Source organism: Paenibacillus sp. B-A-8, from assembly GCF_048572915.1.
Classification (GTDB): domain Bacteria; phylum Bacillota; class Bacilli; order Paenibacillales; family Paenibacillaceae; genus Paenibacillus_AQ.
Genome location: NZ_CP183882.1, coordinates 1,899,333 through 1,911,929, shown reverse-complemented (window position 1 = coordinate 1,911,929; position 12,597 = coordinate 1,899,333). Strand labels below are relative to the sequence as shown.

At 46.5% G+C, this 12,597-nt stretch carries 11 protein-coding genes; 2 read left to right on the top strand and 9 right to left on the bottom strand.

The features are described 5' to 3' along the window. Window positions 1-50: 50 nt before the first annotated feature. The 6 genes from ACN6MV_RS08395 to ACN6MV_RS08370 all read right to left on the bottom strand — a co-directional run bounded on the left by ACN6MV_RS08395 (window position 51) and on the right by ACN6MV_RS08370 (window position 7,649). Window positions 51-1,625 carry a flotillin family protein gene (locus ACN6MV_RS08395; protein WP_375105284.1) on the bottom strand — a complete coding sequence of 525 codons (1,575 nt, stop codon included), beginning with the start codon at window positions 1,623-1,625 and terminating at the stop codon, window positions 51-53. After that, window positions 1,625-2,161, bottom strand: a complete 537-nt coding sequence (locus ACN6MV_RS08390) for a protease (protein ID WP_076120836.1) — start codon at window positions 2,159-2,161, stop codon at window positions 1,625-1,627. Before ACN6MV_RS08390 ends, ACN6MV_RS08395 begins: the two co-directional genes overlap by 1 nt. 377 nt (window positions 2,162-2,538) lie before the next feature. Continuing rightward, a complete protein-coding gene (locus tag ACN6MV_RS08385; protein WP_042125534.1) occupies window positions 2,539-3,702 on the bottom strand; it encodes an iron-containing alcohol dehydrogenase in 1,164 nt (387 codons plus the stop codon). Between the two features lie 150 nt (window positions 3,703-3,852). Next, the gene (locus ACN6MV_RS08380; protein WP_419886138.1) at window positions 3,853-5,433 is read right to left on the bottom strand and encodes a UDP-glucose--hexose-1-phosphate uridylyltransferase; all 1,581 of its coding nucleotides are present in this window, start codon (window positions 5,431-5,433) and stop codon (window positions 3,853-3,855) included. Between the two features lie 49 nt (window positions 5,434-5,482). After that, window positions 5,483-6,469, bottom strand: coding sequence for a UDP-glucose 4-epimerase GalE (gene galE, locus ACN6MV_RS08375; protein WP_042125530.1), 987 nt, complete (start codon window positions 6,467-6,469; stop codon window positions 5,483-5,485). Window positions 6,470-6,473: 4 nt separating this feature from the next. Then, complete coding sequence (locus ACN6MV_RS08370) at window positions 6,474-7,649, bottom strand: galactokinase (RefSeq protein WP_042125528.1); 1,176 nt, start codon at window positions 7,647-7,649, stop codon at window positions 6,474-6,476. A gap of 218 nt (window positions 7,650-7,867) precedes the next feature. On the opposite strand from ACN6MV_RS08370, the gene ACN6MV_RS08365 reads away from it, so the two are divergent. After that, window positions 7,868-8,734, top strand: a complete 867-nt coding sequence (locus ACN6MV_RS08365) for an AraC family transcriptional regulator (protein ID WP_042125526.1) — start codon at window positions 7,868-7,870, stop codon at window positions 8,732-8,734. Window positions 8,735-8,826: 92 nt separating this feature from the next. On the opposite strand, the gene ACN6MV_RS08360 is transcribed toward ACN6MV_RS08365, so the two are convergent. The 3 genes from ACN6MV_RS08360 to ACN6MV_RS08350 are packed head-to-tail and all read right to left on the bottom strand — an operon-like array spanning window position 8,827 to window position 11,145. Beyond that, entirely contained in the window at window positions 8,827-9,567 is a 741-nt protein-coding gene (locus ACN6MV_RS08360; RefSeq protein WP_042125524.1) for an NAD-dependent protein deacylase, read from the bottom strand. A gap of 34 nt (window positions 9,568-9,601) precedes the next feature. Further along, a complete protein-coding gene (locus tag ACN6MV_RS08355; protein WP_339289864.1) occupies window positions 9,602-10,366 on the bottom strand; it encodes an HAD-IA family hydrolase in 765 nt (254 codons plus the stop codon). Between the two features lie 38 nt (window positions 10,367-10,404). Further along, window positions 10,405-11,145, bottom strand: a complete 741-nt coding sequence (locus ACN6MV_RS08350) for an alpha/beta hydrolase (RefSeq protein WP_042125521.1) — start codon at window positions 11,143-11,145, stop codon at window positions 10,405-10,407. A gap of 189 nt (window positions 11,146-11,334) precedes the next feature. Between ACN6MV_RS08350 and ACN6MV_RS08345 the strand changes: the two genes are divergently transcribed. Next, window positions 11,335-12,375: an acyltransferase family protein gene (locus ACN6MV_RS08345; RefSeq protein ID WP_042125518.1), complete on the top strand. Its 1,041-nt coding sequence runs from the start codon at window positions 11,335-11,337 to the stop codon at window positions 12,373-12,375. Window positions 12,376-12,597: the final 222 nt, after the last annotated feature.

Below are 12,597 nucleotides of genomic sequence, written 5' to 3'. Positions count from 1 at the left end.
CAATCACCGAGCTTACCTTAAGTTAAATTATTCTATAATTATTGCTTACACTAGCCTTCTGGTTGCTCCGCCACAGAAGTTGAAGCTTTGCTCGCTCCCTCCGAGGCTGCTGGAGGTTGCAGAGAGGCCGCGGGTGCGACTGGAACTGCCTTGCTTCCAGCTGCCCCTGAGGATCTTGTCGTCAGCCCTTTGATCAGGGCCTCTACGTCAATCCCAGAGACGCTCTTCAGCATCTCAGGAGCCGTAGACATCAACTGAGTTACATAGTTACTGACACGTGCCGCACCTTCACCATTACCGGTATCTACAACAGTAAGCTTATCAATGGATGCCAGCGGCTTCGCAATTTGTCCAGCCAAATCTGGCAGCATTTTGACGATAATATCGAGCACGGCTGCTTCGCCGAATTTCTGGAAGGCTTCTGCCAGCTTCTCTTTTGCTTCTGCTTCCGCTAGACCGCGCAAGCGGATAACTTCGGCATCCGCAGTACCTTTTGCCAGCTCTGCATCCGCCATCGCTTGACCTTCAAGGCGCTTTTGCTCCGCTGTTGCTTTAGCCTGCGTCTCAATACTGTATTGCAACGCATCCGCTTCACGCATTCTCTTCGCCTTATCAGCTTCTGCCGCTTGCTCTACTGCGTAACGATCCGCTTCCGCTTTTTTCTTCACTTCTGCGTCGTACTGCTTCTCACGAACTTGAATTTCTTTCGCTTGCAGATCGATTTCACGTTCCTTACGCACCAGCTCAACCTTCATCTGCTCTTCGACAACGGTCTGCTTCGCACGTGCCTCTTGAATATGGTAAGCCTGGTCAGCTTCCGCCTTCGCAGTATCCTGATCCCGCTTAAACGCTGCCACCTTAAGCTGGTTATCCTTGGAGGCTTCAGCGATATTCGTATCCCGCAGCAGCTCTGCTTTTTGCCCTTGCTCCTCAGCGTTCGCCTTTTGAATTCTCGCATCACGCACAGCTTCTGCTTCAGCGATCTCTGCGTCCCGCTTCACCGCAGCAATCCGCGGCTTACCTAACGCTTCTAAGTATCCATGTTTGTCTCGCACATCTTTGATGGTGAAGGAGACAATTTGCAGACCCATTTTCTTAAGATCGCGTGCCGCCACACCTTGAACCTCTTGCGCAAAACGATCACGGTTACGGTATACTTCCTCGACAGTCATGGAGCCGAGTATTGCACGTAAATGCCCCTCAAGTACCTCTTGAGCTTCACTCTTCAGCGCCTCAATCGGTTTCCCCATGAACTGCTCAGCGGCTGTTGCCACGTCTTCAGTGGAACTGCCCACCTTGATAATCGCAACCCCGTCAGCAATTACCGGTACACCTTGCTCGGTGTATACTTCTGGGGTCGTCACATCGAGTTTATGAGAAAGAAGTGACATAAATTCAGCCTTTTGAAAGACTGGGAGGATAAACGCCCCGCCTCCGCGCACAATCTTTATTTTACGTCCAGACCCATCGTCAGAAATATGATTGCTCCCTAAAAACGAACCGGTTACGATCATCCCTTCATCTGGTCCTACCGTTTTGTAACGTGCCCAGAATGCGATCCCTAGCACAAACAGAACAGCGACGACAACAGCAGGAATTAACAAATACTCAGGAATACCGAACATTAAAGATCCACTCCTCTTCTCTTCTCGAATTCTGATACCAACGCAACGCCTTCTCTAACTTCCACTACAACAACTTTAATCCCTGCCGGAAGCAACTCATGATCAAAGCTTGCTGCCGTATGCAGGCTATTGCCGGCTCCAAACTTTACCATAATCTCACCATAACCCGTGGCGGGAACAGGAATTGTGATTTCCCCAATTTTTCCAGGCAGATCACTCATAGAGAACCCATTGGACATCTCACTTTTTTCCATAGGCTTAACAACCCCTAGATACATTAGTACTCCCAAAAAAGCGGCGGTTAACAAAGACAAAGCAATGATCGCCCCAGTTTCCAGAGCACTGTACCGGGAAAGAAGAAGGCCCGCTCCGCCGAACACGGTAATTCCTCCTGCCAGCACGGTGGGATTCAGAAAATCAACAGATACGAAATCAAAGACCCCATGTAAGGCATCTCCGATCACATCGCCCACCAGGACGCTGACTATGGCAAATATGACGCCTAGCGCCAAGCAGCCTAAATACAGCGTTTCCATACTTACTTCCTCCTGTCTTCAATCAGGACTGTCATATTACATTAAACGTACAAAGTAGGTCCTTGGTTTCACAAACTTTGGATATTATCCCAAAAAAGTTCCATTCTGAGGATAAGCTTGCTCACATATGCACTTTTTTATTACATAGGAAGACGTTCCAAAAGACGATTAAATGGCTGCGGAAGCAGTCCTTTTTGCTGGAAACTCACATGATATTTAACGGACGAGGTCCAGATAAAGTATAGTATGAGAAGCTAGTCACATTAGACCCCTAAACGCAAAGAAGCGATTCATCCATTACAGGAGAATCGCTTCCTTGATTTTCAATTACGTCTTCTAGAATAAAGACAGATAATCTCTTTCGTTGAAGAAATTACTTACAGAGCCATTTTATAAATTTCTACTACATCTTCACGATCAAGCTTACGGAAGTTACCAAACGGTCCGAAACGAACAGCTTTGTCAGCCATACTGCCGATCTCGCTGTCATCAATATCGTAATCAGCGAGTGTCTTCGGCGCACCAATGGAATCCCAGAAGCTACGCAGAGCTTCAATACCCTCCAGCCCAATTTCCTTATCCGTCTTGCCAGCTGGATCAACACCAAACACATTTACAGCAAGCTTGCGGAAACGAGCAGGATTCGTATCCAGGTTATACTTCATCCATTGTGGGAACAGAATGGCCAATCCTCCACCATGTGGAATGTCATATACGGCTGAAACTGCGTGCTCGATGTTGTGAGTCGCCCAATCTCCAGCAAACCCCATGCTAACCATACCATTAAGCGCCATAGTACCGCAGTACATGATCGTCTCACGCAGTTCGTAATTATTCAAATCTTCAATTAGCTTCGGTGCGGTTTCGATCACCGTACGTAGCAAAGTCTCACAGAAGCCGTCTTGTACCGGTGTGTTGCCATCAGTATGGAAATAGTGCTCCAGAACATGAGACATGATATCTACCATGCCGTAGACCGTCTGATCACGTGGCAGAGTGAAGGTGTTCTCTGGGTCAAGAATCGAAAATGCTGGAAATGCATGAATACTGCCCCAGCCCATTTTTTCCTTGGTCACTTCGTTGGTGATTACAGAGCCGCTATTCATTTCTGATCCTGTAGCTGCCATCGTCAGCACTGTACCGAGTGGGAGAGCGTCTTGAGCAGCTGCCTTACGTTCAACAAAGTCCCACATGTCACCATCATATTTCGCCCCAACAGCAACTGCTTTAGCGCAGTCCAACACGCTACCGCCGCCTACAGCGAGGATGAGGTCGATCTTATGCTCGTGACACAGCTCTACACCTTTATGTACGGTGGAAAGGCGTGGATTCGGCTCTACGCCTGAGAGTTCAGTTACAACAGCATCAATTGCACTCAGCTCAGCTATTACCTTATCGTACAGACCGCTACGTTTGATACTACCGCCACCGTACATCAACAATACATTCTTGCCGTACTTAGGAACCTCAGTCTTCAACGCTTCCAGTGTACCCTGTCCAAAAATCAGCTTGGTAGGATTATAAAAATCAAAATTACGCATATGTGTAAACCTCCATTAGTTATTTCAGAATGTTTTGCTCACTCGTATTATAAACCTCTGAATAGCCGCATTCAAATGGAGCAGCTTCAATACCATCAAAAAAGGGATGTCCTTAAGCCTACAGGCTTAAGGACATCCCCTTTCCAAACTTTATATCGCGCCGAAGCTCTTCACGAAACGACGGAAAGCAGCTTGCCCTTCCGGAGTCCGTTTATAGACACCCGCGTGTTCAAGAATATGTGTAAACTTGATGCCGACTTCGTTCTGCACAATCTTGACGGCTTCTTCATGCTGTAATGCCGTTCCGAAACGCTCTACTAGCTCCTGAACCCAAGTAGCATGCTGCGCAAGTGGATGACTAGGATCGTTCTTCACCGCTTCTAATCGTGCTTGATCTCCTGCAAGAATGCTCGCAATAGAATCGAGCTCTTCCTTCAGACGACCTGGCAGAATTGCGAGTCCCATAACCTCAATCAAGCCGATATTTTCTTTCTTGATGTGGTGCATCTCCCGATGGGGATGGAAAATTCCCTCAGGATATTGCTCGTTAGTCCGGTTGTTACGCAGCACGAGATCCATCTCGAAGCTGCCATCTTCTGCCCGACGAACGATAGGAGTAACGGTATTATGAGGCTGCACTTCACCATCAACTTCGGTGAACGCCAACACTTCTGCTTCAGGATCACTATACGCCTTCCAAGCTTCATAAAGTGCATTGCCACATTCCAGCAATACCTCTGGATCGCCACCATTCAAACGTAATACGGACATAGGCCATTTTACTATATTAATGCTGACACCCGGATAAGAAGCATGCGTGAACGTATCTTCCTTAGGTGCTTTCTGAATAGGGAAGGTGTGACGTCCACCCTGAAAGTGGTCATGCGTCAGAATCGATCCACCAACAATCGGCAAGTCTGCATTCGAGCCAATAAAATAGTGCGGGAAAGATTCCACGAAGCTGAGCAGACGCTTCAAGGTATCCTTGGTAAGTTTCATTGGTACATGATCATGATGGAATACAATACAGTGCTCGTTGTAGTAAACATAAGGCGAGTATTGAAAGAGCCATTTCTCATTATTCAGCTGAAGCGGAATGACACGCAGGTTCTGGCGCGGCGGATGGTTAACCCGTCCAGCATACCCAACATTCTCACGGCACAGCAGACATTTTGGATAGACCGGCGGCGGGAGCAGTCGGGCCATAGCAATTTCCTTCGGACTTTTCTCAGGCTTGGACAAATTGATTGTCATCTCGATGTCACCATAAGGCGAATCTTGCAGCCAGTAGACGTTCTTGGAAATCCGGTCCATCCGGATATAGTTGGAATCTATGCTTAATTTATAAAAGCGATCTGTAGCCGCGGAGATGCCTTTTTCAGCAGCTAAACGATTGAACTCCGCATTTACGTCTGATGGACGGGCCATTAGGAGCCCCATAATCTTAGCATCCAGCAAGTCACGGTAAGTGTCGCTATTCTCTGGAATCAACCCGATTTCAAAACCATAATCAATCAGTGCATCCAGTGGAACCTGTGGACCTGTAAGTGGACTTTGATCGACCTCGCCAACGAACGGCTCACTAAATCCGAACTGATCTAGCAGCACATTACGGCTAAAATCTTCATCGGATGGTGCAATGAGCTGCTCGCGGAGTGCGAACAGAACAAGTTGCTCAATCGCATATAATGCTTTCTGGCCAGCAGGCGTAACCTTATTCTCGTTGTGCATTTTTAATTCTCCTTAAGTAGGATCGTAAGCTCAATTCGAGCTAAATCCCTTATTCTCCGTATCCTTGCGGATTGGCAGAATGCCAGTTCCAGGCGCTTTGAATGATATTTTCCAAGTCAGCATGCTGAGGGTTCCATCCAAGGATAGAGCGCGCTTTGTCGGAGGAGGCTACCAGCACTGCCGGATCTCCAGCACGTCGTTCTTGAATAACTACAGGGATTTCCAGTCCTGTAACCTTCTTCGCTGTTTCAATAACCTGTTTCACCGAGAAGCCAAGTCCATTCCCCAAGTTGAAAATATTACTGTTGCTTCCGCTGCGAAGATAGGTTACTGCACGAACATGGGCATCAGCCAGATCACTCACATGAATGTAATCGCGCACGCAAGTACCGTCTTCTGTAGGGTAGTCGTCTCCGAACACGGCGATGCTCTCCCGTTGCTTCAAAGCGGTTTGCAATACCAGCGGAACCAAATGACTTTCCGGACGGTGGTCTTCACCGATTTTGCCACTAGCATGTGCACCTGCAGCATTAAAGTAACGAAGCGCTACATATTTGATACCCAGTACTTTATCAAACCAAGCCATCATGCGTTCCATGGTCAGCTTCGTTTCGCCGTATACGTTAGCTGGCTCGGTACGGTCAGTTTCTTCAATCGGCACTTTTTCCGGTTCGCCATAGGTTGCCGCTGTGGACGAGAATACGATTTTGTTCACGCCAGCTTTTTGCATAGCTTCCAAAAGACATTGTGTGCCGTATACGTTGTTGTCATAATACTTAACGGGGTCCTTCATGCTCTCACCAACCAAAGAGCTCGCCGCGAAATGAATGACTGCCTCAATCTCGTTCTCAGCAAACAGCTTACTCAGCAGCTCCTTATCACGCAGATCACCTTCGTACAGCTTGCCACCCAATAGCGCCTCACGATGCCCTGTCAGCAAGTTGTCGATGACTACCACTTCTTCGCCGCGATCCAACAGCTCCGCTACAGTATGAGATCCGATATAACCTGCTCCACCTGTTACTAAAATCGCCATTTGATTACACTCCCTTCAATTCTTGGACACCATTACCGATGCCGCAAACGTAGAACTCACCAACCAAACCAGATCTTGTGGTATACGCCTCGCCTACTTCACGAATAAAACGTTCTACATCATCTTCATGTACCAAGGATACAGTACAACCACCGAAACCTGCGCCAGTCATACGGGAACCGAGTGTACCCGGAATACGCTGTGCTTCTTCAACCATAATATCTAGCTCTTCACAGCTAACTTCATACAAGTCGCGCAAGGAAGCATGTGAGTCATTCATGAACTGACCAAACTGCTTCAGGTCATTGTTCTTTAATACTTCAACAGAATCTAGTACACGTTGATTCTCTTCCACAACATGGCGAGCGCGGCGTCTAACAACTTCATCCGTGATTTTATCTTGATGTGCTTCGAATTGTTCACGGTTGAGCTGTGCCAGATAAGCTAGTGAAGGCACTTCTTTTTGCAAAATAGACAAGGCCTCATCACACTGCTGACGACGCTCATTATACTTGGAATCTACAAGTCCTCTGCGTTTGTTCGTGTTGCCGATAACCAGTTTGTAAGCACCTGTGATGAAAGGTACCAGATTATATTCAAGCGTATCGCACATTAACAGGATTGCATGATCTCGTTTGCCATTAGCAACTGCGAACTGATCCATAATTCCGGAGTTTACACCTACGTACTGGTTCTCAGCACGCTGAGACAAGAGTGCAATCTCAACGGTATCCGTGTCGCCGCCTTCAAGCGTCAGGAAAGCATAAGCAGTCACGACTTCAAGAGAAGCCGATGAGGACAAGCCTGCGCCATTCGGAATATCACCATGGAACAGCAGATCGTAACCTTTAGATACTGGAGTGTTTTTCTTCTCCAATTCAACCATTACTCCAACCGGATAGTCGATCCATTCTCCCGTTTTGGCCTTGCCAATTTCACTATAATCAATAGATGCTTCATAAGGAAAATTAGTAGATGCAAAATTCACTTTGCTGTCACTGCGTGGGCGAACAATCAAAGTTGTACCGAATTCCAAAGCTGCGGGTAGCACGTATCCACCGTTGTAATCCAAGTGCTCTCCAATGAGATTGACACGTCCTGGTGCATAAAATACTTGAGCCTCTTGCTCGCTTACCCCGTATTTTTCGATGAATTTCTTATTAAGTTCCTGTGTGCTCATTAATGCCACTCCATCCTTTCGCTGCTTCAGCCAGTGGGAATTAGTAAAGCGTTCTTTATGTATTCATTATAATGTAATCAGTGATCCTCTGATAATGCAATCATGTGTGTAATGTATGGATAAATGTGACTTCCCATAATATAATAATTACACAGAGAAATGATACACCCTAAACTATAAGCCATAAAATGACAATAACACAAGAAAGGCTGTCCCATATGGAGCATACTTATTCCGTAGGATCCAATCCCGTGTATTACGATAAACAAAATCTCCATGTATTGTTTGCCGGTCAAAGTCAGACGATTCCTATGCATCAAGCTGGCCCTAAGATTTACGATTATTATTTACTTCACTTTATAGAGTCAGGCTCAGGTATTTTCCGTACTGAACATCATCAATATACACTAGGACAAGGTGACTGCTTCCTTATTCATCCAGGGCAGCTGGTCAGTTATGTTTCGGATAAAGAACAGCCCTGGTGCTATCGCTGGGCAGCCTTTACTGGGAGCGAGGCTGACGACCTTGTGCTGCAGACTGGCTTTACACCTCAAAAACCTGTGTTGACTACAACGGGTGACAGCGTCATCCCAGGTGCCCTTTCCAGTATCATGCAAGCCTTCAAAGCAAACAAAGAAAGTGCCCACCTAACTTCTCTGGGATATCTTTATCTCATTGTAGGTGAAGCTGCAGATTTGCTCTCTTCTTTCTCCCGTCTTCCCGGAGCTGAATCGCAGGTTAAGCGTACTGTGAAGCAAATGATCCACTACATGGCCTCCCAATACGCTCATCCAGTATCTATTGAACAAATGTGTGATACCCTTGGCTATAACCGGGCCTATCTCTCCCGTGTGTTCAAGCAAGAAACCGGTTTGTCTCCGGTAACATACTTGCTGAAGCTGCGTATTGAGAAGTCTAGACAACTGCTCCGTGAGCGACCAGAACTGTCTGTCGAACAGGTTGCCGCTTCCGTTGGACTCACTGACGCCCTATACTTCTCGCGTCAATTTAAACGCTTTTGCGCCCAGTCACCCACTGCCTACCGACTCACAACGACCAGACATGTAAAGAAGCCAGATCTTTAAGAGGCTTTTCACTTTTAAAAATTCACTTCTACAACAACAGCCCGGTTCCTTAGCTTAAGGAACCGGGCTGTTTCTCTATTACTATTCCTTCTCTAACCAATTAGATCCTTTACACTGCCGAGTACCTTCCCAATCCGATCTGTAATCAGAAGATCAGCTCGATCATCATAGGGGGTCGGGTCGCCATTCAGCAGCACCGTACGTTTCCCCCTGAAATAAGTAACCAGACTAGCCGCAGGCTGGACCGTAAGAGAGGTGCCACCAATCATAAGCATATCTGCAGCTGCTATCGCTTCAACGGAATTCACCAGCACCGAGTGATCTAATTCTTCTTCATATAACACAACATCCGGCTTAATAATGCCACCACATTCAGGACAGCGAGGGACGATCTCATTGGAACTTAGGAGCTGCTCCAACCCGTAATAACGTGAGCAGTCCATGCAATGGTTACGATGAATGGAACCATGCAGCTCAAGTACCTTTTGGCTGCCTGCCAGCTGGTGCAAACCATCAATATTTTGCGTAATAACAGCCTTAAGCTTGCCCTGACGTTCCAATTCTGCAAGCAGCTGATGAGCACCATTCGGACGAGCGTCGGGATGAATCATTTTACTTCGGTAAAAATCAAAAAAAATGTCCGGTGAGGACATAAAAAAAGTTCGGCTCAGCATCACTTCAGGCGGATAAGGTGAATTGTGCTGAGTCTGGTATAATCCCGCTGCCGAGCGGAAATCCGGGATTCCACTCTCTGTTGATGTACCTGCCCCTCCGAAAAAAACGATATTGTCACAGTCTTTAATCCAAGAAGCAAGTGTCTGCAATTGATCCATATGTTGTAGCACATCCTTTCCATTAGTATGCTGATCAGTAGGTGATCCTTAGCTCATTATAGCTAGAAATAATCACATCTGCGTCGATCAAGTGATTTCCATCACCCATGTTGGAGATTCCAACGGCGAGGCGTAATCCTGCACCTTTACCCAATTGCATATCTGCATTACTGTCACCAATAATAATCGTCACTTCAGGAGACAGCCCCAGCTCCCGGCAGGCTAATTCAGCCATTTCAGGTGCGGGTTTTCCGTTTAATACTCTGTCTCTTGTAACTACCGAATCGAAATAATGCGCAATACCAAGCCAATCCAGATGCTCCTGAGTGGTCTTTGCACCATCTGAGGTAACCACACCTAGCTTCAGCGATGCAGCCGCGCAGTGTTCCAGAAAAGAATGAAGACCTTCTAGCGGCTGTGCCGTGCGGCGTCTGCGCAATTCATACATTGCGTCCTTCGCTATGCTCTTTACACGGGTCAACGCTTCATTCCAAGGCACGCCCGCAGCATATAGCTGCCAGGCAAGCACTCCATAACTTTCTTCCTCTGTAGCCATGGTGAGCGGCCCTGCAGGATCATAACCAATCAACTTACCTGCAGCATCATGCTGAGTACCAAGCACTTTACTTCGATCTACAATAAAATCAGTTCCCATAACCGTAAGCTGGTTTTCTATTCCACGAAGAACAAGCTCGGCCCAATTCCCCCATGTGGCTAACAAATCCAATAGCGTACCATCTTTGTCGAACAATATTCCTGAACAGGGAATGCAGTCATCGTTAATGTGTAATAATGGCATAATCCTCACTCCCTTTGTTGGAAAGACCGAACCGGAGACTACCTAAGATTCCCTAGCCAATCCAGCATAGCTCTCACTGTTTCTTTTTGCTGCTCTTCTTCAGAAATGGTTGCATTCCCGTCTCCCTTTTGAGGTCCATAGCTTCCAAACTGAGCGTGATTACCACCGACGATTGAACTATAGACCGTATTATCCGGCAGATAAGAGCGCCCTTTACTGTAGCTGTCTCTGTCAATCACTTGATCCTCAGTCCCTACCAGCGACAATACTGACAAAGTGGTCTCTCGTAGACTACCTTTTTCATCCGGATAAGAGGCTAGAAAAAATACACCTTCCAGCTGGTCCGCATGCTCAACTGCATAACGTGACGCCATGACGCCCCCAAGGGAATGTCCACCTAGAACAAAAGATTGCTTCGGATGTACACGAATAATCTCTTCTGCGGCATCGCCCTTTGTTACTGCTAAATTAAACGGCATTTTGGCGATGTAGAAAGGATGTCCCGCAGCAGCAATGCCCTTCGCAAGCGGGGAATAAGCTTCTGGTTTCACCAGAGCTCCAGGGTAAAATATGATCGAGGCACCTTTAGTAATGGAAGGTTCGAACGAGATCCAGTTGTCATTCTGCTCGACGGTAACTCCACCACTGGAAATCAGGGCAGTTTCTGCTTGTTCGGCTGGTGCATACGGAGTTAAATATTTCCATAACAGCAATCCGGCTATAACAAGAATGATTAGTACAGTTAAACCAATACGACGCTTATTTATTCTTCTCTTCAATATGCTCCACTCCCGGATGTTACTGTGTATAAGAAAATTATAGTGGAAACCCACTATTCTAACAACCTTCAACACATCGCCACATTTGGTACTCATGATAACGCTTTCACTAGTGAGTTAATTCACAATTCAATCGAAGAAAATTTTGTATTTTAAAATTAAAGCATCAAGCATCTTTGGGGGGAAGTCATGGTAGGGGATAACTCGCTAGACACACCTGGAAAGACCTTTTTTCTAAATTTACGTTTTGTTCTCATTGTCACTGTAATCGTTGGAAACGCCATAGAACCACTGATAGGCTCAATGAGCAGCTTGCATAGCTTATATTTGTGGATCTTCAGCTTCCATATGCCCCTCTTCGTGCTCGTTACAGGCTTTTTTGCCAATAAACACCTTACAGGGACGCAAGGCCGTCGCATAATCATGCAAATCGGACTGCAGTACATTATTTTTCAAAGCCTCTACTCTGTGCTAGACGCCGCCATATATCACGTACAGGGTATCCATCATTCTTTTTTCGCCCCCTATTTGCTCTTATGGTTCCTGGCAAGTCATGCCTTCTGGCGTTTGCTAATGATCGGGATGCGTAAATGGACGCCTGCCATGCAATTCATTTTTGCTATCGTTGCTGGAATTGCCATTGGATACCTACAGCTTGATGGCATATGGTTCAGCATTAGCCGTACTTTCGTATACCTGCCATTTTTCGTATTAGGTTATCATTTTCCGTTCCAGACCTTTTTACGCTTTTTTCAAAAAAAGATTAAAGTCACTGCTGCCGCAGTCTCCATCCTTCTATTCCTTCTGTTTGCATCTGGGGGCTCAGAGTTCCCGATAGGCTGGCTTTACGGAAGTATGACTTACATGCAGCTTGGACTTCATGAATGGTACGCAGGAGTTTATCGGTTAGCTGTTTACGGTCTGCAAATCACTGCTGCACTAGCATTTATGGGGTGGATTCCTTACTTGCTCAGCCGGATGACTGACTGGGGTTCCCGTACATTGTATGTTTTTCTACTTCACGGATTTATCATTCGTTTTGCCGCCGTTTCTGGCCTGTACTCCTATATCAACCATTCTATAGGCGCCGTCTTATTAGTGTTCTCCGCAATCTTACTAACCATTCTCTTAGCCCAACCAAGTGTAAAACGACTGATGCATCCTATTGTTGAGCCTCCCGTTGGTTGGATGATCACCCTGCAGCGTGTTGCCTTAAGGCGCTCATTATAAGTGGCCTATCCCCTAGCGGATAGGTTTTTTTATACGATTTAAGGCCGGTCTCCTCATGAGAAACTTCACATTGTCCGGTAGAAAAAACGTGCTCTTTGTGATAGACTCACTAATAACAATGACTTCTCCGTTCATTATAGGCGGGAAACGTTTATACCAAAACAGCGGCATTATTTATAGAATCGGCTTCGCCCTTCTTCTCTAGGAAGCTCGTCCCCGTTC

What these genes read in the sequence shown, in the direction of transcription:
- ACN6MV_RS08395 (WP_375105284.1), bottom strand. Translation starts at nt 1,625, where the DNA reads ATGTTCGGTATTCCTGAGTATTTGTTAATTCCTGCTGTTGTCGTCGCT.
- ACN6MV_RS08390 (WP_076120836.1), bottom strand. Translation starts at nt 2,161, where the DNA reads ATGGAAACGCTGTATTTAGGCTGCTTGGCGCTAGGCGTCATATTTGCC.
- ACN6MV_RS08385 (WP_042125534.1), bottom strand. Translation starts at nt 3,702, where the DNA reads ATGCGTAATTTTGATTTTTATAATCCTACCAAGCTGATTTTTGGACAG.
- ACN6MV_RS08380 (WP_419886138.1), bottom strand. Translation starts at nt 5,433, where the DNA reads ATGCACAACGAGAATAAGGTTACGCCTGCTGGCCAGAAAGCATTATAT.
- galE (WP_042125530.1), bottom strand. Translation starts at nt 6,469, where the DNA reads ATGGCGATTTTAGTAACAGGTGGAGCAGGTTATATCGGATCTCATACT.
- ACN6MV_RS08370 (WP_042125528.1), bottom strand. Translation starts at nt 7,649, where the DNA reads ATGAGCACACAGGAACTTAATAAGAAATTCATCGAAAAATACGGGGTA.
- ACN6MV_RS08365 (WP_042125526.1), top strand. Translation starts at nt 7,868, where the DNA reads ATGGAGCATACTTATTCCGTAGGATCCAATCCCGTGTATTACGATAAA.
- ACN6MV_RS08360 (WP_042125524.1), bottom strand. Translation starts at nt 9,567, where the DNA reads ATGGATCAATTGCAGACACTTGCTTCTTGGATTAAAGACTGTGACAAT.
- ACN6MV_RS08355 (WP_339289864.1), bottom strand. Translation starts at nt 10,366, where the DNA reads ATGCCATTATTACACATTAACGATGACTGCATTCCCTGTTCAGGAATA.
- ACN6MV_RS08345 (WP_042125518.1), top strand. Translation starts at nt 11,335, where the DNA reads ATGGTAGGGGATAACTCGCTAGACACACCTGGAAAGACCTTTTTTCTA.